Raw genomic sequence first — 24,909 nt, 5'->3', positions numbered from 1 at the left:
GATATTCATTTACAGGAAATGAAGCATGTACTCCATCAGTGCAATGACCGTGGTGCGCCAGTCGTCATGCCTGCTCGGGGCAACATTACTTTAGTCCTGCATAAAAGGATGTGCATTTGAATGGATGCCGCGAGTCGCGGCAACCGGGACGTGCTCATATAAAACTATGAGGCAAATTATTTTAGCTGATCATCATCCCATTATTGTTGCTGGCGTCCGCTCTTATATTGAGCGCTCGCCAGGGTTTAACATTACCGCAACGGTTGCCACGACGGATCAATTGGTGGCCCGATTAACGGATACGCAGTGCGATATCTTGATTATGGATTTCTCCATGCCGATCAGTCGTATTTGCGATGGCTTAACGCTGTTGTCCTATGTTAAGCGACATTATCCGGCGCTATGGGTGATTGTTTTCACAATGAATGCCATGCCAGCGGTGCTGTACCAAATTATCAAAGGCGGGGTAAATGGCTTGCTACACGTGAGTGATGAGATGGCGGAGCTGGGCCATGCGATTCAGGGTGAAGGTCAGAATGCGCATTACATCGGGACATCGATTCGTAACATGTTACGCGCTGGCCCATTGGTGAAAATGCCTACCCCACGAGAAACCGAAGTGTTGCGCCTATACGTAGAAGGTCTCACCCTGCATGAAATTGCAAAGCGTTTAAATAAAAGTGTCAAAACGGTTGGTCTGCAAAAAACGTCCGCGATGAAAAAAATGGGACTGCAAAATGACATCGAACTAGGGCGTTATGCGCGGGGTATTGATGCTCCTTTGGGGGAGCATTTTGTCGCGGTGCCAGAACCGAAGATGCTTACTTTATCGGTATTGGCACACGCTACAGGCAGTAGTTGAAGCCGTTAAGCCGGTATACTGGTGGCATTGCAGCACAATGCGCTGCCGCCAGGAATGCAAAAAGTATGAAAAATATCACAAAGCAAAATAGTAAAAAAACAGAATCCGAAGATGTCAGTTTATCTACGTTGAATAACGATAAGCACGAGATTCGCCCTGGGCAATCGCATGAATTGCTAAAGGAGCTGCACATATTGACGCGTGATGGCAAGTTGAATCAAGACAGCCGTCGCAAGCTCAAACAGGTTTATCACCTATACCAATTCATCGAACCGCTGTTAGAGGAAATCAAGCGCGATCACGTAGATATTCAACTGGTTGATCATGGTGCAGGGAAATCCTATTTAGGATTTATTTTGTACGATCTCTTCTTTAAAATGCTAAATGATCAATCGCATATTTATGGGATAGAAACGCGCGAAGAGCTAGTTAAAAAATCGCAAGAACTGGCGCAACGATTAGATTTTCCCGGCATGTCTTTCCTGAATCTATCGGTTGCTGCTTCAACCGAATCAGACTTGCTGCCAGAACGCATCGATATGGTGACGGCTTTGCATGCCTGCAATACTGCGACAGATGATGCGATAGCATTTGCGCTGAAAAAGCAAGCGAAGCACATGGTGCTGGTGCCTTGCTGCCAGGCGGAAGTGGCATCGGTATTAAAGAAAAATAAAGGCAAGTCTTTGGCGAAAGACGCGCTGACAGAAATATGGCGGCATCCGATACACACTCGTGAATTTGGTAGCCAGGTAACCAACGTATTACGTTGCCTGCAATTGGAAGCGCACGGTTATCAAGTCAGCGTCACGGAATTGGTGGGCTGGGAACATTCAATGAAGAATGAATTGATTATCGCCACCTATAAAGATTTGCCACGGAAGCGCCCGACAGAACGTTTGCAAGAAGTGTTGTCGACGCTGGGTTTGGAAGAAATGCAGCAGCGGTTTTTTGCAGGATAATCTCTGTTCAATATAATTTATATCAGCCGTTCCCGCACAGGCGGGAACGACGACAATTTTCAAATGGGCTAATTGGGCTTACTTATCAGCCGATAAACCTATTCCTTCTTTAGCCTGCCAATTCCCTCCCAGCGCCGCAAACAACGTAACGCAATCTTGCAACCGCTGCCCTTGCACGCGAACGTAATTCATACTCGCTTGCGCGTAAGAATTTTCTGCAGTGATCAACTGCAAGACATTAGATTTTCCAGCGCTGTAGCTGGCCCGTTGCAGGCGCAGCGATGTGGTCGAAATCTGTAATGCATTTTGTGACAATCGTAGTGACTCCGCATCATTGTCGATCGCACGCAATGCATCGGCGACCTGACCAAATGCGACTAAAACTGTTTGGCGATAGATGGCCAATTGTGCGTTGTAAGCATCAACCGCAGCACGTTTTTGTGACTGTAGCGAACCGCCCTGAAACAAGGTCCAATTGCCGTCAGTGGATGCACCTAATGCTTTGCTGGCGTTGGTGAGTAACTGGTTAAGTATTGTCGATTGGTAGGTGTCTGATAACGACAAGGTCAAGCTCGGATAGAGTTGTGCCGTAGCGATGCCGATGGCAGCGCTGTCGGCGTGCAATAGTGCTTCTGCGGACAGAATATCAGGACGTTGACGCACCAATTCGGATGGCAGGCTGACGGGTAGCGTATCGGGCATCTTGAAAGTATCAAAATCAAAATCGGGTGTGTGCCATTGCGATGGCGCTTGCCCTACCAATACTGCCAATGCATGGCGGGCGACACTCAGCTGTTGATGCAATGCGGGTAGTTGCGTGCGATCATTCTCAAGTTGCGATTGCGCTGTCAGTACGTCGGTTTGCGCAGCGGTGCCGATAAGGAATGATTTCTGCACCAGCTCCAGATTTTTCTCGTCGTTCCTGATCAGCTCTTCCGTCGTGGTGAGTAGTTTCTGCGTGACAGCCAGGGTGATGGCTTGTGTCACAGCAGAACTGGTGAGCGTCAAATAGGCCGCTGCTAATTGATAGTGTTGATTTTCCGCGTTGGCTTTGGCTTGTTCTACGGTGCGCGCGGTTTGTCCGGCTATGTCAAAGGTATAGCTGACGGATGGACCCAGTGAAAACTGGTTAAAGCTTTGGCCTTGTGTAAATTGATTGGTGCCGGAACCGATGATACTTCTTCCGGCAGATGCGCCAATGCTGACAGTAGGGTACCAGGTTGAACGCGCCTGTACGATAGTCTCTTGTGCTTGGGCCAGCGTTGCACGCGCAGCGACCAAGGTTTGATTGGCGCCTATGGCCTGATTAAGCACTTCCGTTAACGCCGGTGTACGAAACAGTTCCCACCATTGCGCAGGCAAGGTTTGCCCTAGTGCGACAGGTGAAGTTGCGTTTTGTGTCGATGTCGCGGCAGGCGTCTGATCGTTGTCGTAAGAACTGAAATTTGGCGCTGCCGGACGCACGAAGTCCGGCCCGACAGTGCAACCGGCAAGGCCTGCTGCGATGGCTAGCAATACTAGTTTGGTGGGTGCAAGTTTATTCCGATGTTTATTCATAACGTAGCGCATCAATAGGGTTGAGAAGAGACGCCTTGCGCGCAGGATAAAATCCGAAAAACATGCCAATGGCCGCAGAGAAGCAAAATGCGCCAACAATCACACTGGTATGTAGCAGGGTAGGCCAGTGGGCGACTTTGGCGATGATCTGGGAGCCCGCAATACCCGCTAATACCCCAATGCCACCGCCAATCAGGCTCAATAGCGTTGCTTCCATCAGAAATTGCAGCAATACATGAGATCGCTTCGCGCCTATGGCCATGCGGATACCGATTTCGCGCGTACGTTCCGTGACTGAGACCAGCAAAATATTCATGATGCCAATTCCGCCGACGATCAGGGAAATTGAGGCAATAGCGGCAAGTAATAACTCCATGACGCGACTGTTTTGATCCGCCACTTCGGCAATTTCAGTGAGATCGCGGACGCTGAAATCATCATCATGATCGGGTTTGATACGATGCCGTCGCTCCAGCGTTTGGGTGACTTGCTGCAAGGCCGTTTTTACCAATTCCGGGCTGCGTGCCTGGACATACATGGTTTGCACAAAACCCTGTAACTTCGGTTGAATGTTGAATGGATTAGGCGGTGCCGGATACACCGTACTGCCTTGGGTCATGCTGGTTGATGGTTGCGACACGCCCAGCACACGGACTTGCGATGTGTGAAATGGAATCAACGCCACATCGTCCTGATCCTGGCCGGAAGCGGCATGGCCTTTGACTGCCAACACGCCGATCACTTCCATCGGCACATTCTTCACAATCACGGTGGCGCCAATGGGATTCTGACCGTCACCAAATAGATTGTCGACCACGGTTTGCCCCAGAATACAGACCGCTTTACCATCGCGCTCATCTTCGTCGCTGATCAGTCTGCCTGCTGAGAGTGCCCAATTGCGTATCGTCAAATAGCTCGGCGTAACACCTTGCACGCTGGTGGACCAGTTCTCGTCACCGTTCTCTACCTGTGCGGATTGGCGATTCACGTAAGCGACAGCACCCACGGCTGAATTTTCTGCCAGAATCGCCTCGCCGTCCGCGACTTTGAGCGAAGATGCGCTACCCGAACCACCGCGCACACCGCCGCCGCGAGTCGAGCCCGGCAAGACAATCAGTAAATCAGTTCCGAGACTTTTCAGTTGCTCTTGCACTGCTGCACGCGCACCTTCACCAACTGCCAGCATAATAATCAACGCGCACACACCGATAAAAATACCGAGCATGGTCAGTGCCGAACGCAATTTGTTACGACCAATGGCGCTTAACGCAGCAACGCAGACCATCATCAGAAACGACAGCACTTCGGTGAAGCTTAATTTGGACGATGCGGCAGCTGGTGCAATATTTGTGATGACACGTTGGCTGGTATTTTTTACTGCCGATTTTCGAACATCAGACAGCATCAACCCGTCGCGTAGAGTAATGGTGCGATCAGCGAAATCGGCCATTTCCTGTTCATGCGTGACCAGAATAATGGTCAGACCGTTTTCACGATTGAGTTTTTGCAGCAAACTCATAATTTCGTTCGCGGTCGCTGAATCCAGATTACCGGTTGGCTCATCGGCCAGCAAAATGGCAGGATTATTAATCAGCGCGCGCGCCAGCGCTACCCGCTGTTGCTGTCCGCCAGACAGTTGATTGGGGCGATTATTGAGTCGGTCGCCCAAACCCAATAGCGTGAGCGTCTGTTTGACCCTTTCTTCGCTATCGGCTAACTGCCCCGAATAAAATAACGGAAGCGACACATTTTCGGCGGCAGTGGTACGTGGCAGCAGATTGAAACTCTGAAACACAAAGCCAACCCGATGACTGCGTATTTTTGCCAGTGCTTGTTCATCTAATTTGGCAACATCCACGCCTTCCAGCAAATAAGTACCACCGGTCGTTTGGTCAAGACAACCAATCAGGTTCATCAGCGTAGACTTACCGGAGCCAGATGCGCCCATAATGGCGACAAACTCGCCGCGTTCTATGCTAAAGCTCACGCCGCGCAAGGCATGCACTTCTTGTGATCCGACTTGATAAGTGCGGGTCAGATTTTGAACATCGATCACCAGATCAGCGGACTCATGGAGCCCGCTATCTGGCTTTGCTGCCGTTATCATGATCGTCCTCGTCCCATCCCCATACCGCCACCGCGTCGTCCTGTCTGATTCAAGGGCGACTGCATCGGTGCACTTTTTGCCTCTGTTGGATGTACTTCTTTGATAATGACCTTATCGCCCTCTTGCAATTTGCCAGCCACTACTTCGATCGACTCGCCATCATCCAAACCGGTTGTAATCCATACTGGATGCAATTTGCCGTCGCGCAGTACCCAAACCCGGGCGTGCTTCTTCGCAGACGCCGGGTGCGGATTTTCCTCTTGATTATCCTGCGCTGCCTGATCATTTTGACGCGCGCTATTGTGCGAATGATCAGTGCTATCCCCAGTGCTACGATCAGGACGCGTTCCATCCGGATTTCTCCGACGGCCGCCACCGCCTGAGTGAAATTCTGAGTCCGAAATATCGGCTGGATCGGGTACAAAACGGGTTGCAGCAAGCGGGACTTGCAACACTTCTTCACGTGAGTCAGTGACAATTTCTGCATCAGCAGTCATGCCGGGAAATAGCAGTAAATCGGGATTATCGACATACACCACGACATCGTAAGTAACGACATTTTGTACTGTGATTGGCCCACGGCGAATCTGCTTCACCGTTCCTTCAAAGGTTTTATCGGGATAAGCCTGCACCGAGAACGTAACATCTTGATCAACCTTGATGCGACCAACGTCAGCTTCACTAACGTTCGCATCGACCTGCATTTTGGTCAGATCTTTACCAATCAAAAACAAGGTCGGGGTTTGTAAGCTGGAAGCTACCGTTTGTCCTACATCGACATTACGTGTCAGCACCGTGCCAGTCACCGGCGATACGATGTCGGTGTAACCGAGATTGACCATGGCCGATTTGAGCGATGCTTGTTGCGCAACGATGGCAGCTTTGTCTAACGCAATTTGTGACGTGGCTTGCTGATAGACATTCTTATCGTTATTGAGGACCTCTTGCGCCACGATGCCATCAGCGCGAAGTTTGGTATCACGATCAAACACGTCTTTCGCGTAAGCGAGTGCCGATTCGTCCTTGTTCAACTGCGCGCGGGCGCTATTTAATTGCGCGGTATTTTGGTCGACGGCCACCTGAAAAGTGGACGGGTCTATCTTGGCGCAAATTTGCCCGGCTTTGACTTGCGAGTTGAAGTCGCAAGTCAGTGATTTGATGGTGCCCGATACATAGGAGCCAACCTGAACGGTGACGCGCGGATTGATGGAGCCAGTGACATTAACTGAACGTTCAATATCACCCTTAGTCACGTCGGCAGTGACGAAATGCGGTTTGTCACGGTTACTTGCCCACTGATAATAAGTAAAACCTACAGCTGCCAGTAACAATATGACTACCACCCAAAGCCCGGCTTTTCGGAGCAGATAGCGTTGTAGATAAGGCTTAGCTACCCGACTCAAATTTTCTTTACTCACGACGCCAACCTTTTACATGAATGTGGATTTACGCAAAACCGCCCCAGCGGCGTTGTGCCTACTTGCCGCACGGCACGCCTTGCTGGGGCACATGCATAAGTCCTACAGTGCTTAAACTTTGTCCCACAGAGACTCTATTAAACCTGCCACATGTAAGCTGCTTATTGCCACGAGAACACTTTTGTAACTAGGGAGGGGATATTTGTAACGTAGTATTGCTCACCACGTTATGTAAGCAAATTGACGCAGAGTGATTCGGAGAGCGTATGGATTTTTGTCAGGGTGGAAACTATTTCAGATTTTGTTGAGCGGATCAGAAATTAGTCTGCAGAAAAAATACAAGTAAATTCCAGAGAGGATAAACTCATCATTATTATGACTGGTTCGTGACATTGACTTAATCCATTGCTGCCCGAGCGAGTTGTCTCTCATTACATTGCTGACCAGAGGAGAGTGAAATGACGAAAGCATTATCGACTGTTGATATAGTAAAAAAACAACAAGAAGACAAATGGGTTCAGGATTTTCATATCTCCGATGACCTTGCGAAAGCGGGTGAGCAATACGCAACAATCGAAAAAGGCGACACTTACCTTTGGCTATCGGATGCTGGATGCGAGGCGTTGTTAAAGCGCTTTGACGACCGTTACGGCGATGGCGGGCCTCGATTGTGGAAGAATGGGGCTTCGAAGACTTAGAAAACTGTAGCATTGCAAAAAATTGCATTACAAAGCCTATTTATTTAGGCTTTATTTTTTTAACTTTGCATTAACGTAACGAAGGACCAAAAATTTTTTTTGAAAACACCCTCGTCATTCCCGTGGACGCGGGAATTCATCTTACACAACTTGGATCCCCGCGTTCGCGAGGATGATGGCGGTATTTTTTTAATTGCTTATTTAGTATTGTAGTATTGCTTACCACGCACAGAACAATCAATTTAATGAAATCGAACAGACGTTATTTGAGCCTGAACAGCTTATTTTTTTGTGGCTTTCTGGCGCTCACAGCGAGCCGGGCCAGTGGCGCAGAATTGATCGTATACAACAGTCCCAACCTGATGGTCAGCGTCTGTAAGATCGATCTGCTGCGCGACACGGTGCGGATGTTTTGGAAAGACGACAATAAACTGCTGCTTGGCAGATTCTCCCGATTGCAAACCTGGTTGCATGCGCAAGGAGAAGACGTCGTGTGCGCAACCAATGCCGGTATCTACCAACAAGACTATCGACCGCTGGGACTGTATATCGAGAATGGCGTAACGCAGCGTCAATTGAACGTGCGCAAGAATGCCTATGGCAATTTCTATATACAGCCGAACGGTATTTTCCTGATACGCGATAAGAAGGCTGAGATCATCGATACCGACCGCTTTGCTGCCGAGCGCGACGCGTTACTACCGGGTGTGCTGTACGCGACCCAATCGGGACCGCTGCTGCTGCAGAATGGGAAAATCAATGCAACGTTTTCTGCGGCATCGGACAATCGCTTGATTCGCAATGCGGTCTGCATTACGTCGCCGCACGACGTTGTGCTGGCAATCGCGCGTGAACCCGTCAATTTTTACGAATTTGCACAGTTTTTACGGGATAAGATTAGCTGTACCGATGCACTTTATCTCGACGGCAGCATCTCCCGCATGTACCCAGGAGAAGATGCCGAAATCGGCCCCGATTTTGGTGTTTTGATTGCCGCCACCAAGAAAAAAAAGTAATAACTATCATTCGCGCGTATCCATTTTACGAAATCCAAAACTACGCTAACATCGTGTTGACTTATCCAATCCAAATTGGGGAGATTTATATCCAGGCTTGTTGAGCTAAGCAACATGGCTTCCAACGCTCGCAGGAATGACGGAGATGAAATTTATTTGTCGCCAATAATTCAATCAGTTACGAGGCTTTAGCGTGGATACAAGCACTGAGCAAGCACAGCGAACGAAGTCGCCGATCCGGATGATGGCTGGTGGCGGGAGGGCGACCCGATTCTGGCGTATCGCTGCTACCGTCGGTCCAGGTCTGGTCGTCATGCTTGCCGACACAGAAGCTGGCAGCGTCATTACGGCCGCGCAAAGCGGTGCCGAGTGGGGCTATCGTCTGTTACTGCTGCAATTTCTTGCTATTCCATTGTTATTCATGGCCCAGGAGCTGACTGTCAGGCTCGGTCTCGGTACGGGAAAGGGATACGGCGAATTGATACGTCTGCGCTTCGGGCGCGGCATGGCTTTTTTGTCGATGGCAATTTTACTCATTAGCTGTTTCGGCGCATTGCTGACGCAAATGAGCGGCCTTGCCGGCGTCGGGCAATTATTCGGCGTCCCCATTTGGCAAACCATTGCACTGATTGTCATACTGATCTTCGTGATGACATGGACCGGCTCTTATCGCTCGGTTGAACGAATCGCGATTCTTTTGGGTTTGTTCGGACTGGCTTTCCTGTTCGTTGCTTGGAAAGCGCATCCCGATACCGGACAGATGCTGGATCAGATGCAGAAAATGCCATTGGGCGATAGTCGCTATCTTTATCTTCTGGCTGCTAATCTGGGTACCAGCATCATGCCCTGGACAATGTTCTATCAGCAGTCGGCATTGATTGATAAAGGCTTGTCGCTGAAGCATTTGAAAGTCGCCCGATATGAGACCTTGTTTGGCGCAATCTTGTGTCAGACATTGCAGGCTGCGGTGTTGGTAGCTGCGGCGGCATCACTTGGTCAGCACGGTACCGGTCTGGAAAATGTGCCGCAGATCGCTGAGGCGTTTACGGCTGTGCTGGGAAATACATTCGGACGCATCGTTTTCGCCGTCGGTCTCAGCGGCGGTGCGCTGGTAGCGACCATCGTGGTCTGCCTGACTGCTGCCTGGTCGGTGGGAGAAGTTATCGGCGTACGCCATTCGCTGGAACAGCATCCGCGCGAAGCGCCCTGGTTCTACGCGTCATTCGCGGTCATGTTGTTAGCAGGCGGTGCACTGGTATGCTCGGGTATCAATCTGGTTAATCTTTCGATCGCCACCGGTGTCGTCAATGCACTGTTATTGCCGATCGTGCTGTGGTTCCTATATCGACTGGCTTGCACCGAATTGCCCGAATCGTTGCGTCTTAAGGGGAAATACGCGAGGGTGGTCAGTATCATTTTTACGATAACGGCGGCGTTGGGGCTGTACGCCGGTATTGCCGGGATATTGGGGTAAAATTTTCTAGCGTATTTTGTATCAATGCTGCTTATAAGCGGTATGCCAAAGTAAGGTATCGTTACTCAAATTACACCGCTTGAAGACACATATGAATTGGTTGCCGGTTTAATAGATTTTGTTATTGCATCATCGCATGACGTCCCTTTTTTTGAAGCGGCGGAAACAAAATGGATTGGCATCATCAACTGCTCGACAGTGTCATCTGGCTTTGCAAAGCGTTCGTCATCAGCATGGTGGCAATCGCCTGCATTACGACCCTGCTTGGAAAATTTACCTCTTGGGGACAACAGTTTTTACGGGTGACGTGGGTCTGGTTTTCACCGGTCCGCGACTGGCGGCCACTGGCAAAACTTTCGCTGCTGATTCTGATGACCTTGTTCTCGGTGCGCATGGATATCTTGTTCACATTCTGGAACAATGGCTTGTACACTTCGCTGCAAAATTTCGACGCTGCTGCGTTCTGGTCGCTGCTGGCTGTGTTTGGCGTCCTGGCGAGCGTCCATGTATTGCGCGCGCTGGTGAATTTTTACCTCAACCAGGCGTTTCAGATTCATTGGCGTGTGTGGCTGACAGAGAACCTGATGGCGCGCTGGCTGGAGCAGCAGGCTTACTATCGCAGCCAGCATCTGCCCAACAGAACTGATAATCCGGATCAGCGTATTCAGCAGGATATCGCCGGTTTTGTCGGTAGCTCACTCTCGCTATTCCTGGGACTCGTCAGCTCTGCCGTTTCACTGTTCTCGTTCACGCTGATACTGTGGAGTTTATCCGGCACACTCACGCTGTTTGGCGAGGAAATTCCACGGGCAATGACTTTTCTGGTTTATGTGTATGTGCTGGTTGCCACGGTGTTTGCGGTGAAACTCGGTCGACCTCTGATCAAGTTGAATTTTCTGAGTGAAAAACTGAACGCTGATTTTCGTTATGCTTTGATACGTTTGCGCGAATATGGAGAGAACATCGCTTTCTTCCGAGGTGAAGCGGTGGAACATGGCACCTTGCTCAAGCGCTTCTCGCATGTCATCGCGAATACTTGGGCAATTGTGTTTCGTTCACTAAAATTCCAGGGTTTCAATCTGGGCATTAACCAGTTGGCCGTCGTGTTTCCATTCATGGTGCAGGCACCGCGTTTCTTCAGCAAGCAGATTACGCTGGGCGATCTGATGCAGACGGCGCAGGCTTTTGGTCAGGTTCAGGACGCCTTGTCGTTCTTCCGGTCCTCATACGACGACTTTGCCGGCTACCGTGCCATCGTCAATCGTCTCACCGGTTTCCTGGATACGGTCGATGCTGCCGACCAGCTCACGATGCCGCAGATTACGTATCAGGGACAAAATTTCGTGGTCAACGCGCTGACGGTCGAAAGCCCGACCGGTGCGATATTGACCGCACATCTGAACCTTGTTTTGGCACCTGGTGCCGCACTGTTGGTGCGAGGCCCGTCCGGTGTAGGTAAAACCACGCTGTTACGGGCTATAGCGGGCTTGTGGCCATATGCCAGCGGCGAGATTGTTTATCCGGCTGGCCAGCAATGCTTGTTCTTGCCGCAGAAACCTTATCTGCCGCTGGGGACTTTGCGATCGGCCCTGTATTACCCTTTGGCCGAGCCAGCCGAACCGGACGATAGCGCGCTTTGCTTGATATTGGAGCAGATACAACTCGGAAATCTGGTGACGGAACTGGACATGGAGAGCGAGTGGAGCAACATTCTGTCGCCAGGCGAACAGCAACGGTTGGCGCCGGGGCGGGTGCTACTGCATCGGCCGCAACTGGTCTTCCTTGACGAAGCCAGTTCTGCGATGGACGAAGGTCTGGAGCACGCAATGTATAGTTTGCTGCGCAAGCAACTGCCGGATGTCATGCTGATCAGCGTCGGCCACCGCAGCAGCCTGACGGTATTCCATGGCAGCGAACTGATATTGCAGCATGGCGGGAATTGGCGTTTGAATAGTTTGCTATGAGCTGTCGGCTGTTGCTCGTTGGAACGGCCACAAAAAATTCAACACTCTCCTCATCAACCGGCAAGTTTCATGTCGGAAATCTGTCGGCGCTCACGCAAATAAATCATCGTTGATATAATCGCGCTTCGCACCAAAGTTCCCGATGCGCGCCTCTTACCGCCACGCAGCATATTGTCGGCGGTTCCCTTTCCGGATGATTATCAATGCTATCTTTGCCCCTACTAGCCCTTGCTGTTGCCGCTTTCGGCATCGGCACGACGGAATTCGTCATCATGGGCTTGTTGCCCGATGTCGCGCGTGATCTGGGTGTGACGATTCCGGCAGCGGGGATGCTGGTGACCGGTTACGCACTGGGCGTGACGATAGGTGCACCTATCGTGGCGATTGCTACTGCCAACCTGCCACGTAGGACAGCGCTGTTGAGCTTGATAGCACTATTTATTATCGGCAATATTTTGTGCGCCTTATCGCCCAATTACACTGTGCTGATGGTGGCGCGCGTGGTGACTGCGTTTTGCCATGGCGCGTTCTTTGGAATCGGCTCGGTCGTGGCAGCGGGACTAGTGGCGCCGAACCGGCGCGCGCAGGCGATCGCCCTGATGTTTGCCGGTTTGACTCTGGCTAATGTGCTCGGTGTGCCGTTTGGTACTGCCCTCGGGCAACAGTTGGGCTGGCGCTCGACGTTTTGGGCGGTGACAGTGATCGGCGTGTTGGCGGCAATTGCGTTGGCGCTATGGCTGCCGAAAAAGATCGAAATGCAAAAGACCAGTCTGCTGCAGGAGTTCGCCGTGCTCAAGGATAAGCAAGTCTTGATGGTGCTGGGAATCAGTGCGTTGGCTTCAGCCAGTTTGTTTTCGGTGTTCACCTACATTACGCCGATTTTGGAAGATGTCACCGGGCTGACGCCGCATGCTGTGACGCTGGTGCTGCTGGTATTCGGGCTCGGCCTGACGGTAGGTAGCGCGCTTGGCGGTAAACTGGCCGACTGGCGTTTGATGCCGTCGCTGATAGCCTTCCTGGTGGCACTGGCGGTCATCCTGACCATATTTAGCTTGACCATGCGCACACCGTTGCCAGCAGTGATCACGATTTTCATCTGGGGCGTGCTGGCATTCGCGATTGTGCCGCCGTTGCAAATGCTGGTAGTAGAACGCGCGAGCGCTGCACCGAATCTGGCTTCGACCTTGAATCAGGGCGCTTTCAATCTTGGCAATGCGGGTGGCGCCTGGTTTGGCGGCATGGCAATCAGTGCCGGTTTCCAGTTGACCACGTTGCCTTTTGTCGGCGTAGTAGTGGTGGTGCTTGCATTGGGCCTGACGTTGTGGTCGGCGGCGATCGAACGTAATGATAGCCTGGCGATGACGCCGAGCGAGTAGGATATTGGAGTAATTTCGCGGAAAATCCTGCTTGTCATTCAAAATGCATAGATAGAAATCTGTCGGATTGATCCTGAGTAAATGTGCTTACCGTTGTTGACGAAAGCCCCGGAATTCTAATTCTAAAAGTGGCACCGCCTTGCGGATTGTTTGAAACCTCGATATGTCCGTGATGTGCATGGACGATGGTTTGGACGATCGCGAGCCCCATTCCCATACCGTCTTGCTTCGTGGTGTAAAACGAGTCAAAGATGTTGGGCAGGACATCTATAGGGATGCCTGGACCGTAGTCCGATATTTTCAGTAAAACGAAACCTGCTTCATCCGTTCCGGTCATCAATGTCAGTATGCGTTGCTCGGGCGGAAACTGGCTCATGGCCTCCATCGCATTGGATATCAGATTTGTCAGCACCTGTTGGAGATGGGTGCTGTCTCCCATGATCAAAGGCAGGTTTTCACCCAACTGTACTTGCAGCGTGGAGTGATGTCGGATTGCCAGATTGCCGAACAGGCTTTTACTGGCGTCGATGATTTCGTTAAGCGACAGAGGGATTAATTCGAGCGTACGTTTGCTCAATAGCGTCCTGAGTTTCTGAATGATCTGGCTGGCGCGCATATCATCGTGGCGGATATCCATCAAAATCGCTACCAGCTCTTTATCATGTGACTTCTGTTGCATCAGCATCATGGTGGCAGCATCGACATTGGCCAAAATAGCGCCGAGCGGTTGGTTTATTTCGTGAACAATTGACGCCGTCAGTTCGCCAACACTACCCAGTCTGGCGACATGCGCGAGAGCTGTACGTTGACGGACTGCCTCATTATCGGATCCTATTCTTCTGCGGCGTTGCGCCTGTAACAAAAGCAGCAATCCCAAAATTGCCGCCAGCATGAATATGAACGTCATTATTTGCCAGCCGAAGCGATCCCAGTAGGTCGGTGTATAAAAGCGGCGTTCGCATTGTTGCGGCAATGTATTCGGGTCAAATTGCCAACGCATCAATTGTCGATTGTCGACAACGCAGTTCGATTGCCTGGTGATCTGGAATATCGGTGCCGCATCTGGATGTGCCAGCAGTTCTAAAGCGAGCTTCGCGGCCTGGCGCCCGTGGCTGACAAGATCCGGCACTTGTCCGCCGACTACGCCATTGCCGATATAGCTTTCGTGGAGACCATACATCGGAGTATTTGTCGCTGTCGAAATAGTCTTCAATGTATTTCCGGCCGAATGGAGGAGGGCATCGCGGTCATCCTCAATTGCCATTACCAGCAACGCTGTGTCATTCGGTAGTTCGCCCACACGTTTTAACAGCGTCGGTAATGGCATTTCAGGCAGGGTTTCGATAGCCAGATCACTTTTTGCCGCAGACGATAGGTTGGTTTGCGGCATTTGCTTTTCTTCATCAGCGCCTGGAACATTCATCTGAATAATGCGATGTACGGATGGTTGCAACCGTCGGATCAGGGCGAGTGTGTCGGCGTAATGATCGTCAATGAAAATGCCGCTTTTGTGAAGCGGTCGTGCACGCCAGTAAATTGATGTTGCAGGAATGGAAAAAAACATTGCCGGAGTACCCGGCCACAAGTAATCCCCATTGCGCTCTACAAAGTCTAATGCCGGCTCTCCGCGTGCAATGATCAGGTCTATATGGCGTCCCTGGTATTTTTCTTTTACCAAGGCGAGTATCTCTGCTTCGTTCTCCACTCCAGGACGTGTCACTACATGCTGAGACAGAATCTCCGTGTGTTGCGGAGATCCTGCAAAAACGTCATACATTGCCCGATCAACCACCTGTACATTGTCCGACAGTACTCCATCAGGGTTGATGATCAAGATGGTCTTGGTGTTCGTCTGCGGTTGATCCGAAGCCCATGCCGACAAGCAGCAAAGAACTGCACAAGCGCTGAGGCTTGTGCGCAAATGAATAGGGTATGCATGCATCAAAATGGATGCATAACCAGAAGGACCGATTCGCATTGTCCTGCTGGTTAAGAATATCGTGCTGCTCTGGAGGGCAATGCGACAGAATCCGTGACGATATGGAGTTGTTCAACGATGCGTGCAAGTTCTGCCAGAGTGCGCACTTCCATTTTCTGCATCACACGTGCGCGATGCGCCTTGACCGTACGTTCCGCCACATCGAGTGCTGCGCTGATCTGCTTATTCAATGATCCTTTCGTGACCATATCCAACACTTGCCGCTCTCGCGGACTAAGCGTAGCGTATCGCGTTCGTAGTGCATCGATGCGCTGGCGTTCTTGGCAGTCGCAGGCAGCATTTCTCAGTGTTTTTTCCAAAACAGCTAGCAGAGCCTGGCTATCGAGTGGCTTGAGCAGAAAATCTTCAGCACCTGCTTTCATTGCGCGGATGGAGTCGTGCACCGTGGCCTCACCAGTCATGAAAATGACGGGCAGTGGATGGCCATCGGCAGCCAGCATTTCCTGCAAATCGAGACCGCTCGGGCCTGGCATGTGGATATCGAGAATCAGGCAGCCATCTTCGGAACCTATCCCGGCCAGCAACAGGTCGCCGACTGAAGCGTATTCCCTAACCTTATATCCTGAAACTTGTAATAAGCGCTGAAGTGCGCGTCTGAATGAGGTGTCGTCATCGACTATGCGAATGACGGGTATTTCGGTGCGATCCTGAAGTGCTGACGTGTTCATGCGTGATCTCCGTGATGGTATTCAAAAGGATCGTGCCTCGTGCAGATTGGTGCCGGATATCGCTAATTGGGATTCTATATTAATTGTTACATTGTGTTACTTTTGATTGCATATTACATCATAATAAGTTGCATGTGAGAAGTATCTTTTCCATTAATATATTAGGAGCTTTCGTAAGATGACAAGAATATCGCGCGTGATTAGCGGGCGAAATATGTACTAAAGGGCAGTCAGAACTGCCCTATGGTGTACTTGTTATCAAGCATGGTGAGTTACAAAACGCATTCTTTCAGGGGAGGAACACGAGGATGGGAATTGTTAGCGAGTGATTTTCAGGATCTGGTAGCTGCCTGCAATTATGTTAAATTTGTAATAATTAAAAGAGCTGCGGCAAAGGCACGACGTTAATATCAACAATATTTACGCCGTGCATTCTGATGCTCGCGATGGATTAGCGCGGTGCGTTAACCACCACGTAATTCACCTGTGTTCCGGCGTATTGTGGTTGATACCACACGTTGCCGCAGTTCTGATACGCGAGTCCGTTGACCACCACGGTGCTGCAGCTTGGCGGCAGAGTGCGCACCATTGAGCCGATTGCAGCGGCCGTTACGGCGACACCTGCGGTAACCACTGCCGCAGTGGCGACCGGATGATCGTAGTAGACGCCATGGTTGTAGTAGCCGCCATGGCCATTCACATTTACGTTGTTATTGACGTTCACATTCACGTTGCGATTTACATTGGCGTTAACGTTACGGTTCACATTAGCGTTCCCATGAACATTGGTACGGGCAATATCACGTGTTTCGCGAAAGGCTTCAGCATTCGTGCTAATGCAGAAAAAGCTCACCGCTGTCGCCAGGCTCAGCGCAATAGAAAACAGACGATTTCTCAAAGGATAATTCATATTCATAGCGTTCTCCCGCAAATAGATGTCAGTGGTCAACGCTGTCGATTTTTCCGTCAGCAGTCTCAATGGCGATTCGGTGCGAGCCCGCCGGCGCTTTGAAATCGAATGTGCCAGCTGCGAAGCTTGGCGTCAGATCCCAACGTATCAAAGTCGCATGTTGCGGATGGGTTTTTTCACTGGTTGTAGTGATGACCATCTTGCGCGGTAAAGGCTTGTTGCCGTTATCGATCCAGATTTGCCAATCGATATCTTTTTCGCGGATGGCATAGTGCGACGTTGAATGGCCATCAACCAGTGCTTCTCCAAGATAATCTGCAGATTTGATATCTGATGTGCTGATTTTTTCGGTGCCCCAATAGAACAGATCTGTCAGCGGCACTTCTATACCGTATTTTTGCGCCAATACTTGTACCAGATCTTTCAATGTCGGAGGTGCCTGCACGGTGGCATAGAACTTGGTATCCGGGCCGTACACTGTGGTGGTGCGGCCGTTGTAATACAACAGTTTGTGATCGCCGCGATCATTGGTGGTATCTGCCTGCAGCTGGTTAGGCCGATGTACTTTTAGTATTGCCGTACTGCCGTATTGCGCCGTCTGATCATCACCCAGAAGCGCGTCAGTAACGGATGCGGTACGTATTTCGAACGTGTTCAGCGTGCGTAGATATTCACCCATATTATCTAACGCTTTGATCACATTCGGATCAATTGCAGGAGCCGCCGGGGCCTCCTGCGCCACGCACGTCAAAGAAAAGCAGCTGGCGGCGATGGCTAGCAACGACCGAATGGTAAGTGGCATGCGATCCATGAAAGTTCCTTTACAGTTATTCGATGTGATATCTGCATTTGACTCAGCGTGAAAAACGCCAAGACAAACGGTTATTGCCCAAGATGGTAATCATCATTTCCGTGCTTCCGTACCCAGCTATGGCTAGGTATAAATGGCATGGCTGGTGATGTGTGTTGACAGACCAATAGTTAGCCAGATCATGTGTTGTTTTATCGACTCCCCCTTTTGGTTGTGATTAAGTCGGCGTCAGCTTTTTTCATGCACTCCAATACGGTAGTCGCCAACAACTGGCCGCTAAATGGTTTGGGCAAAAATAGCGCATCGGTTTCTTGCACACGCAATCGGATTTTTTCATCATCCTGCGCGGTGATGAGAATCGTAGGAATGTGCAATCCTCTGACCTTGATTTCATCGAGAAAATCGAATCCCGATATGCCTGGCAAATACAGATCCAGTACCAGACAATCAAGGCCGTGTAACACGGGCGAGCGCAGCAGGTTTTCTGCTGCAGGAAAACCGACCGAGTTCCAGCCACATGTGGTGAGCATGCGCAGGATGGCGCTGCGCAGTCCGTCATCGTCTTCAACCACTGCTATCTGCCATGGCTTAACGCTCACCTTCATTTGTTTACCTCCAGAGTGAGCATGCGACGCGATGCCTTAATTTTGCCGACACGATTAATGCGATGTGGACAAAATATCAAATCGTCAGGCTGTCGTCGTTTACCGGTTTTGCTTCAAGAGCAATCATGTGATGCGATTAAATTGCATCGCTTGTTCATTTCCATACTGAGCCTTGACCGCAAACTTGCATATTGTTCGGTGGGGCCGCTTTGATTGCACGTTTGGGCATGGTGTTTGCGCCCATAAAGTCATTGCACTAAGGGGTATATGCGTGGTCACCAAGAGACAAGTGCAATTGCGGGTACTTATCTTCATGCTGTGCTCTTATATTTGCCACAATTGGGAGCATTGGATGTTACGGAAACTATTGGTCATCACAAGTTCACTGGTAGCCTTGTGGCCGGCCAGTAGTCAAGCCACCGAATATGCACTCGGGCGGCCTATTACCGCGGAACAAATTTCGTCCGACATGGGTATCGTACCGCCGGAACCTGGGTGGGGAGTGTCGATATCTAGCATTAACTACAACGGCGACATCGGTGGTTCGCGTCAGGTACCGCTGGGGGGGAAGATTAGTTCGGGTATTGACGCCAGCGTCTCTTACAACATGGCTAACTTCACGCATATCTGGGATACTGGTACTGGCAGTTGGAATTTTGCCTCTGCTTTCGGTGCGCCGCTGGAATTCGTGAAGATCAAAGCCAGTGTCGCTACCGATAACAGTGGTTTTGGAGTGTCGGATTCGACCAGTGGCATAGGCGATATTTTGCTTACGCCCATCATCGCTGGCAAACATTTCAGCAAAACAGACCACATGTCGCTGTCGTTGTCGATATTTGCACCAAGTGCTAGCTATAGCGCCAGCAATCTCGCCAACCTCGGGCAGAACAACTGGACCTTCATGCCAACGATCGCCTATACCCATTTGTATAGCGATGGCGGCGAATTCACTGCGATGGGCATGCTGCAGTTATATACGCGCAATCACGCCACCGACTATACCAACGCACCATTGCTGGTAACTGAAGCAATGTGGACCACACGGGTTGCAACCGGAACCAACCTCGGTGTAGTTGGCGGGGTGATTTATCAACTGGGCGATGATAAAGGTCCAATCGCAGATCGTCTCAATGGATTCCAGGGACAAGCCGTCGGTCTTGGACCGATCATTACCTGGAGCGGCAAGTTTGGCGGTACGCCTGCCAGTCTGAGCGCTCGCTGGGTCACAGATGTAGAAGCCAGAAACCGTCCTAAGGGTAATTCTCTTGGTTTGAGTGTGAGTTTACTTTTCTTGTAATTCGCAAGTTCACTACCTCATTCCCTCACCGGAGAACTAAACGATGGCCTTACGCCGGCTTTCCATGCTGTGGTTGCTGGCGGCACTGTATCCGTCGGTTGCTTGCTTCGCACAATCCGATGCAATGGCGACCACTAGCGAAATCACTGACAGCACTGATCAGGCTGGTGCCTTGGCCGGTAAGGATGAAAGTAAGCCCAGCTATGTCGCATTACCCATTCCACAATCGAATCCGGCCTTAGGTTCTGGGTTAACGCTAGTGGGTTTGGCTCTGTACAACCCGAATCAAAGCGACCGTCCATGGGCCACTGGTGTCGGCTTGATGTACGCTGGTAGCAGCCATGCTTTCGCTGCTGTTCAACAGGCAAGTCTGATGCAAAACCGCTTGCGCTTGCTAGGCGGTTTTGCTTACGCCGACTTGAACTTGCATTTTTATGGCGTGGGCGCTGCTGCCGGTGATCGTGGCGTTTCGATCCCGATGAATCAGGTTGGCACCGGAGGTTTGCTACAGGCGCTGTATCAAGTTGGCGACCACTGGTTTGCCGGCATGCGCTACGAGAATATGCATTTGAAGAGCACTGTCGATTTGTCTGCGTTGCCAGTGCTGGGAGCGGTAATTCCGGAAGCCGATCTGAAACTCAACACCGCATCGCTGGGTCCTGCGATTGAATACGATTCGCGCGACGATTCGTTTTATCCGACCAGTGGCGTGTCGGCCAAAGCTAATCTTAATTTTTACAATAAGGCCTTTGGCAGCGATGTCGACTTCCGCCAGTTGACTGCTTCCTGGAATCGCTATTGGGAATATAGCGCCAAAGTTGTACTGGCTGCACGTGTGGCAGGTTGCGTGGTCGGCGGTCGGGTACCGTTTACCAACCTTTGCATGTTTGGCCAAAACAACGATTTACGCGGTTACGCAACCGGACAATACCGTGACCGTGCATTGATCGCGACACAAGGTGAAGTGCGCTGGAAACTTACGCAGCGCTGGGGCGTAGTGGGGTTTGCCGGTGTCGGTTCCATCGCTCCTTCATTTTCTGAACTCCTGAGTGAAAAACTCATGGCATCAGCCGGTGCCGGCGTGCGCTGGCAAGCGAGCAAGGCTTACAAGGTCAATGTGAGTTTAGACGTTGCCTTTTCCAAGGATAACCATTCGGTGTACGTGTATGTCGGCGAGGCATTTTAAAGCAGTGATGCAAGTTTGTGCATTGCTTTGGCGCGCATTGCCTTAAGGGGCACATGGATCTGCACCATGAACCAATTTTCAAATGTGCAACGTGTATTCATGATTGCAACATGACGAACGAAGGCCAGGCATTTCGTCAAGAAAAGCCATTTTAATTTTTTTATGGGTAACGCTATGCGCATAGTCAGATTATGTTTTCAAATTGCCGTCATTTATTCTGCTGGCACGAGCATAGCGTTTGCCGACGAAGATCTGCAGGCAAAGCTGGCCAATCCGGTCGCGGATTTGATTTCGGTGCCGTTCCAGTGGACCACCTATAACAACGCTGGCTCGCAAGAAACACCAAGACAGACGCTCAACATTCAACCGGTCTATCCCATGAATCTGGGCGGCGGCTGGTCACTGATCAACCGAGCCATCCTTCCTATTTCTTCCGATCCTGGTCATGTGCCGGGTCAGGATAGAGTTACCGGTCTTGGCGACATTACCTATGAAGGTTTTTTTGCGCCGACACCAACAAAAAAGGGCGGCCTGATCTGGGGCTTTGGCCCAATTTTCGTTATGCCCACGGCAACCGATGACAGGCTCGGTCAGGGAAAATGGCAGGCCGGACCGGCTTTTCTGGCGTTACAGGAAACCGCAAAATGGACGGTTGGCGGCCTGGTGACGCAAGTGTGGTCCTTCGCCGGTGACGGTCAACGCAAAAACGTCAATTATTTTTCTCTGCAACCAATTATCAGCTATCGCATCAACCCTAAATATAGCCTCGGCTACATCGGCACCGTGACTGGTGACTGGACAGAACATCAATCCGGCGAGCGCTGGACAGTCCCAATCGGCGCAGCACTCTCCGTGTTGACCAAACCGAAGAATTTTGTGCCGTTGAATTTTAGTGCCGGTGTGGGCTATAACGCAGTTAAACCAAGCGATGCGCCGGATTGGTACTTCCGTTTTCAGGTCACGTTGATTTTTCCAAAATAATAGTTGAGTTGTTTGCAATCACTATTGATATTGCATTCATTGCCACTTTCCACGTGATTTTGCTAGAGTTGAGCTCAGCAGTACGTACGTGGGAATTGGTATCGACTTGATGTCGAATTTGAATATTGCCTTTTTTAAAGGAGATGAACATGAAAAAAACACTCATCGCAATGCTGTTATTGGCTAGCGCCACGATGTTGGCAGAAGCACAGTCCAATCTTGGCTGGTTGAGCAACACTCCTGCCGAAAAATTTACCAAGACGGATATGAAACTGCTGGCAAAAGCCGTGCACGACGCACTGGAAAATAGCGCAGACGGTGCGCCGGTTACATGGGAAAACGCCGCAGCGCAAAACGGCGGCACCATCATTCCTTCAAAAGATCCTGCAGGACGTGCAGATTGCCGCAAGGCGCGTATCGAAAATCATCATAAAGGCTTGAACAACACTACGGATGTGGTGTTTTGCAAGGTTGATGGTAAGTGGAAATGGGATCGCAAATAAGTGTGACCCGTACGTATGTTTTTTCAACAGTAAAGGGAATTTCACCATGTTTACAAAAATTGCTGGGATGTCATTTGCCGCTTTAACGTTAATCGTGAGTGGTTCGGTTGCGGCACAAGATGCAACACAAAATGCTGCGCCGCTCGCAAAACCGTCAGTTGATGGTGGTGTGGTAGTGGCTAGAAAAGCCGGTTCGGTTGGGGCGGCCGGTGCGGTTGTTGCACGTGGCACGATTACGAACGTTAATCCTGCTACACGTGAATTCACGATTAAACGTCCAAACGGTGAAGAGGTTGTCGTTCTGGCCAGTGATGTTGTGAAAAATTTTGACCAGATCAAGACCGGCGATCAAGTCGTGTATCGACAAGCAGAGGCCGTCGTACTGAACCTGAAAAAAATAGCTGGTCATAACGGTATTCGTGAACGTACGGAATCTGATGCCACCCACGTTGCACAACCGGGCGATAAGCCCGGCATCGTTGCTACCCACGAGACCCGCATCATAGCCAATGTCACTGCGGTGAACCACAAGACGGGTACTGTCACTTTGCGCGGCGTAAACGGTTCGCGGACGTTGCAAGTACATGATCTGTCATTGCTGACCCATGTCAACAAGGGCGATCAGGTAGAAGTTGTGGTGACAGAAGGTGAAGCCTTATCAGTCGAAACTGCGAAGCTGCAATAAACCTAATCGTAGAATTCATCTGAATTTTATGTATCAACATCGCTACGTCCTCTCTCCCGTGAACAGGAGAGGGGTAGGTAGTTGCGGGCTGCCGTAATTATTCATATTACAGGTCTTGGCAAGCACCGTCATCCCAACCTTTCTCCCATTTACGAGAGAAGGCTTCGCTATCGCTGTTTCCAATTGTTTGTCATGTAACTTCGCGTCGCAAATCAAATGCACCAAAGGACAATGTTGGTACTCACCAAGGTCCGATTTCTTTCCATGCGGGCTTGCACGATGATAGAAAAACTTTAACGGTATATGAACGGCATATTTTTTGCCGACACCGTTGAGTTTCAAAATCCATGCGGGCATATCCAGTCGACTTTTCATTGAGTCGGCATATGGCAACGAGAGACGACATGCGTAATCCGATGAACCGAAAGTACTGTTGGGAAGGTAATCTGGATAGCTCGGCGACGATTAACATGTCGACCACGGGTTTGACCTTGCGTGGCTTGAATCTCCTCAATTTTATAAACGCAGGGAAGAAAAACATTGCGACGTTAGCACTGATGTCCGCTCGCAGTGATAGCGATCGTTCGAGGTCTGATCAAGTGCAGCACAACGAGCAGCTTGATACCGGTAACAGTAATGAATTCAAATCCGAACACGCGGCATCGGATCGCACGGTTTTTGATGGCGGGCCGCTGTACCGGATACAGTCGCTGTTAGGGCTGATCAGCCCTGGCCGATCCAACGTGGTGAGGCGCGCACTATTAGCGATGGTCGTGTGCTGGCTGCCATTGGCCATTTTGTACTTCATAACGGGTCATGACACCGATAAGACGTTTCTGCCGGATTTCGGCGCGCACGTGCGCTATCTGGCCGTCGTTCCGCTGTTCATTATTGCCGATGGAGTATGCGTGCCGCGCATGAATGCCCTGGCTTTTAATTTTCTCGATGCGGGTCTCATCGCAGATGCAGATCAGGCACGTTTTTTCTCTGTCATCACTTCCACACGTCGATTACTTAACGCAGTGTGGGCCGAGATTGCCGTCATTGTTATTGCCTACTTAGTCGTTGCATTTGCTTTTCATAGTTTGTCTGCCAAAGCCATACCAGCGTGGCTGCTGGCAGAAAACACAGCTACAACAACACCGTCGCCAGCGGGTTGGTGGGGATTGCTGGTGAGTATGCCGATTCTGGTTGCTTTGCAGTTAGCCTGGTTATGGCGATTTTGCCTTTGGACGCGCTTTGTGTGGGCTATGTCGCGTCTGAACTTGCGTCTGGTGCCTATGCATCCGGACGGCGCTGGCGGTTTGCGCTTTATCGGTTACTCATCACAGGCATTTACCGTCTTGGCGACTGCGCTCGGGGCACTTGCCGCCGGCAGGGTCGCCAGCGAAATTTACGCCGGTGCACCGGTTACTTCGTATCATATTTTTGTCATCATTTTCACCGTTGGCGTTGTGGTGTTTTTCAACGCGCCGTTGCTGTTTTTTCTCAATCATTTGGTCAAAGCATGGCGCCGCGGCACGCTGGAATACGGCGCGCTGGCAGATAAATTCGGCATTCAGTTTGAGCGCAAATGGTTCGCTCACGATGCACCGCTGGATGAGACAGTACTGGAACGGCCGGACTTTTCTTCCGCCACCGATCTGTTTCAAGTGGTGGATCGCGCCTATGCCATGTGGCTACTTCCGCTACATCCTAAAAGCATCATCATGCTTGCCGTCGCGACCTTACTCCCTTTTTTGCCGGTTGCCCTGATGGCGGCACCGTTCGAAGTAATCGTTAACAAGCTGACTGGCCTGTTGTTTTAGATGACGACATCAAAATGAAAGGTTA

At 50.7% G+C, this 24,909-nt stretch carries 21 protein-coding genes; 13 read left to right on the top strand and 8 right to left on the bottom strand.

Annotated elements, in window-relative coordinates; translation table 11 throughout:
• Positions 1–166 precede the first annotated feature (166 nt).
• Both GEV47_RS10070 and GEV47_RS10065 read left to right on the top strand, forming a co-directional pair.
• Positions 167–862, top strand: coding sequence for a response regulator (locus tag GEV47_RS10070; RefSeq protein ID WP_194270631.1), 696 nt, complete (start codon positions 167–169; stop codon positions 860–862).
• Positions 863–927: 65 nt separating this feature from the next.
• Positions 928–1,821, top strand: coding sequence for a class I SAM-dependent methyltransferase (locus tag GEV47_RS10065; protein WP_153234618.1), 894 nt, complete (start codon positions 928–930; stop codon positions 1,819–1,821).
• 78 nt (positions 1,822–1,899) lie between these two features.
• Here the strand turns inward: GEV47_RS10065 and GEV47_RS10060 are convergent, their stop codons facing one another.
• From GEV47_RS10060 to GEV47_RS10050, 3 genes are read right to left on the bottom strand one after another with little or no spacing between them, the layout of a single operon-like run.
• Entirely contained in the window at positions 1,900–3,378 is a 1,479-nt protein-coding gene (locus tag GEV47_RS10060) for an efflux transporter outer membrane subunit (RefSeq protein ID WP_194270630.1), read from the bottom strand.
• Positions 3,371–5,485 (bottom strand): ABC transporter permease, encoded by a 2,115-nt coding sequence (locus GEV47_RS10055; protein ID WP_153234616.1) that lies wholly within the window; start codon positions 5,483–5,485, stop codon positions 3,371–3,373. The genes GEV47_RS10060 and GEV47_RS10055 overlap by 8 nt, the downstream gene beginning before the upstream one ends.
• Positions 5,482–6,903: an efflux RND transporter periplasmic adaptor subunit gene (locus GEV47_RS10050; protein ID WP_153234615.1), complete on the bottom strand. Its 1,422-nt coding sequence runs from the start codon at positions 6,901–6,903 to the stop codon at positions 5,482–5,484. Before GEV47_RS10050 ends, GEV47_RS10055 begins: the two co-directional genes overlap by 4 nt.
• A gap of 458 nt (positions 6,904–7,361) precedes the next feature.
• Between GEV47_RS10050 and GEV47_RS10045 the strand changes: the two genes are divergently transcribed.
• The 5 genes from GEV47_RS10045 (at position 7,362) to GEV47_RS10025 (ending at position 13,431) form a co-directional block, all read left to right on the top strand.
• Positions 7,362–7,601 (top strand): hypothetical protein, encoded by a 240-nt coding sequence (locus GEV47_RS10045; RefSeq protein ID WP_153234614.1) that lies wholly within the window; start codon positions 7,362–7,364, stop codon positions 7,599–7,601.
• A 245-nt stretch (positions 7,602–7,846) separates the two neighbouring features.
• Positions 7,847–8,617 (top strand): phosphodiester glycosidase family protein, encoded by a 771-nt coding sequence (locus GEV47_RS10040; RefSeq protein ID WP_153234613.1) that lies wholly within the window; start codon positions 7,847–7,849, stop codon positions 8,615–8,617.
• A gap of 193 nt (positions 8,618–8,810) precedes the next feature.
• Positions 8,811–10,091 carry an NRAMP family divalent metal transporter gene (locus GEV47_RS10035; protein WP_322741605.1) on the top strand — a complete coding sequence of 427 codons (1,281 nt, stop codon included), beginning with the start codon at positions 8,811–8,813 and terminating at the stop codon, positions 10,089–10,091.
• 170 nt (positions 10,092–10,261) lie between these two features.
• A complete protein-coding gene (locus tag GEV47_RS10030) occupies positions 10,262–12,055 on the top strand; it encodes an ABC transporter ATP-binding protein/permease (protein ID WP_153234612.1) in 1,794 nt (597 codons plus the stop codon).
• Positions 12,056–12,258: 203 nt separating this feature from the next.
• Positions 12,259–13,431 carry an MFS transporter gene (locus tag GEV47_RS10025; protein WP_153234611.1) on the top strand — a complete coding sequence of 391 codons (1,173 nt, stop codon included), beginning with the start codon at positions 12,259–12,261 and terminating at the stop codon, positions 13,429–13,431.
• A gap of 34 nt (positions 13,432–13,465) precedes the next feature.
• Here GEV47_RS10025 and GEV47_RS10020 read toward each other — a convergent pair whose 3' ends face one another.
• The 5 genes from GEV47_RS10020 to GEV47_RS10000 all read right to left on the bottom strand — a co-directional run bounded on the left by GEV47_RS10020 (position 13,466) and on the right by GEV47_RS10000 (position 18,424).
• Positions 13,466–15,409 (bottom strand): ATP-binding protein, encoded by a 1,944-nt coding sequence (locus tag GEV47_RS10020; protein ID WP_153234610.1) that lies wholly within the window; start codon positions 15,407–15,409, stop codon positions 13,466–13,468.
• Positions 15,410–15,420: 11 nt separating this feature from the next.
• A complete protein-coding gene (locus GEV47_RS10015) occupies positions 15,421–16,098 on the bottom strand; it encodes a response regulator transcription factor (protein ID WP_153234609.1) in 678 nt (225 codons plus the stop codon).
• Positions 16,099–16,549: 451 nt separating this feature from the next.
• A complete protein-coding gene (locus GEV47_RS19380) occupies positions 16,550–17,014 on the bottom strand; it encodes a DUF6515 family protein (RefSeq protein WP_194270629.1) in 465 nt (154 codons plus the stop codon).
• Between the two features lie 22 nt (positions 17,015–17,036).
• On the bottom strand, positions 17,037–17,819 hold the full coding sequence (locus GEV47_RS10005) for a DUF2092 domain-containing protein (RefSeq protein WP_153234608.1): 783 nt from the start codon (positions 17,817–17,819) through the stop codon (positions 17,037–17,039).
• Positions 17,820–18,010: 191 nt separating this feature from the next.
• On the bottom strand, positions 18,011–18,424 hold the full coding sequence (locus GEV47_RS10000) for a response regulator transcription factor (protein WP_153234607.1): 414 nt from the start codon (positions 18,422–18,424) through the stop codon (positions 18,011–18,013).
• A gap of 352 nt (positions 18,425–18,776) precedes the next feature.
• Between GEV47_RS10000 and GEV47_RS09995 the strand changes: the two genes are divergently transcribed.
• The 6 genes from GEV47_RS09995 (at position 18,777) to GEV47_RS09970 (ending at position 24,884) form a co-directional block, all read left to right on the top strand.
• A complete protein-coding gene (locus tag GEV47_RS09995; RefSeq protein ID WP_153234606.1) occupies positions 18,777–19,721 on the top strand; it encodes a SphA family protein in 945 nt (314 codons plus the stop codon).
• 43 nt (positions 19,722–19,764) lie between these two features.
• Positions 19,765–20,907, top strand: a complete 1,143-nt coding sequence (locus GEV47_RS09990; RefSeq protein WP_153234605.1) for a BamA/TamA family outer membrane protein — start codon at positions 19,765–19,767, stop codon at positions 20,905–20,907.
• 174 nt (positions 20,908–21,081) lie between these two features.
• Positions 21,082–21,888, top strand: coding sequence for a transporter (locus GEV47_RS09985; RefSeq protein ID WP_194270628.1), 807 nt, complete (start codon positions 21,082–21,084; stop codon positions 21,886–21,888).
• Positions 21,889–22,037: 149 nt separating this feature from the next.
• Positions 22,038–22,391 (top strand): hypothetical protein, encoded by a 354-nt coding sequence (locus tag GEV47_RS09980; RefSeq protein ID WP_153234603.1) that lies wholly within the window; start codon positions 22,038–22,040, stop codon positions 22,389–22,391.
• Positions 22,392–22,437: 46 nt separating this feature from the next.
• Positions 22,438–23,076: a hypothetical protein gene (locus tag GEV47_RS09975; RefSeq protein WP_153234602.1), complete on the top strand. Its 639-nt coding sequence runs from the start codon at positions 22,438–22,440 to the stop codon at positions 23,074–23,076.
• A 386-nt stretch (positions 23,077–23,462) separates the two neighbouring features.
• On the top strand, positions 23,463–24,884 hold the full coding sequence (locus tag GEV47_RS09970; protein ID WP_153234601.1) for a hypothetical protein: 1,422 nt from the start codon (positions 23,463–23,465) through the stop codon (positions 24,882–24,884).
• The last annotated feature ends 25 nt before the right edge of the window (positions 24,885–24,909 follow it).

The sequence above is a fragment of the Glaciimonas soli genome, from assembly GCF_009497155.1.
Classification (GTDB): domain Bacteria; phylum Pseudomonadota; class Gammaproteobacteria; order Burkholderiales; family Burkholderiaceae_D; genus Glaciimonas; species Glaciimonas soli.
The sequence above is the reverse complement of the archived record's forward strand: the minus strand, read 5'-3'. Positions and strand labels throughout refer to the sequence as shown.

What these genes read in the sequence shown, in the direction of transcription:
- GEV47_RS10070 (WP_194270631.1), top strand. Translation starts at nt 167, where the DNA reads ATGAGGCAAATTATTTTAGCTGATCATCATCCCATTATTGTTGCTGGC.
- GEV47_RS10065 (WP_153234618.1), top strand. Translation starts at nt 928, where the DNA reads ATGAAAAATATCACAAAGCAAAATAGTAAAAAAACAGAATCCGAAGAT.
- GEV47_RS10060 (WP_194270630.1), bottom strand. Translation starts at nt 3,378, where the DNA reads ATGAATAAACATCGGAATAAACTTGCACCCACCAAACTAGTATTGCTA.
- GEV47_RS10055 (WP_153234616.1), bottom strand. Translation starts at nt 5,485, where the DNA reads ATGATAACGGCAGCAAAGCCAGATAGCGGGCTCCATGAGTCCGCTGAT.
- GEV47_RS10045 (WP_153234614.1), top strand. Translation starts at nt 7,362, where the DNA reads ATGACGAAAGCATTATCGACTGTTGATATAGTAAAAAAACAACAAGAA.
- GEV47_RS10040 (WP_153234613.1), top strand. Translation starts at nt 7,847, where the DNA reads ATGAAATCGAACAGACGTTATTTGAGCCTGAACAGCTTATTTTTTTGT.
- GEV47_RS10030 (WP_153234612.1), top strand. Translation starts at nt 10,262, where the DNA reads ATGGATTGGCATCATCAACTGCTCGACAGTGTCATCTGGCTTTGCAAA.
- GEV47_RS10025 (WP_153234611.1), top strand. Translation starts at nt 12,259, where the DNA reads ATGCTATCTTTGCCCCTACTAGCCCTTGCTGTTGCCGCTTTCGGCATC.
- GEV47_RS10020 (WP_153234610.1), bottom strand. Translation starts at nt 15,409, where the DNA reads ATGCGAATCGGTCCTTCTGGTTATGCATCCATTTTGATGCATGCATAC.
- GEV47_RS10015 (WP_153234609.1), bottom strand. Translation starts at nt 16,098, where the DNA reads ATGAACACGTCAGCACTTCAGGATCGCACCGAAATACCCGTCATTCGC.
- GEV47_RS19380 (WP_194270629.1), bottom strand. Translation starts at nt 17,014, where the DNA reads ATGAATATGAATTATCCTTTGAGAAATCGTCTGTTTTCTATTGCGCTG.
- GEV47_RS10005 (WP_153234608.1), bottom strand. Translation starts at nt 17,819, where the DNA reads ATGGATCGCATGCCACTTACCATTCGGTCGTTGCTAGCCATCGCCGCC.
- GEV47_RS10000 (WP_153234607.1), bottom strand. Translation starts at nt 18,424, where the DNA reads ATGAAGGTGAGCGTTAAGCCATGGCAGATAGCAGTGGTTGAAGACGAT.
- GEV47_RS09995 (WP_153234606.1), top strand. Translation starts at nt 18,777, where the DNA reads ATGTTACGGAAACTATTGGTCATCACAAGTTCACTGGTAGCCTTGTGG.
- GEV47_RS09990 (WP_153234605.1), top strand. Translation starts at nt 19,765, where the DNA reads ATGGCCTTACGCCGGCTTTCCATGCTGTGGTTGCTGGCGGCACTGTAT.
- GEV47_RS09985 (WP_194270628.1), top strand. Translation starts at nt 21,082, where the DNA reads ATGCGCATAGTCAGATTATGTTTTCAAATTGCCGTCATTTATTCTGCT.
- GEV47_RS09980 (WP_153234603.1), top strand. Translation starts at nt 22,038, where the DNA reads ATGAAAAAAACACTCATCGCAATGCTGTTATTGGCTAGCGCCACGATG.
- GEV47_RS09975 (WP_153234602.1), top strand. Translation starts at nt 22,438, where the DNA reads ATGTTTACAAAAATTGCTGGGATGTCATTTGCCGCTTTAACGTTAATC.
- GEV47_RS09970 (WP_153234601.1), top strand. Translation starts at nt 23,463, where the DNA reads ATGGCAACGAGAGACGACATGCGTAATCCGATGAACCGAAAGTACTGT.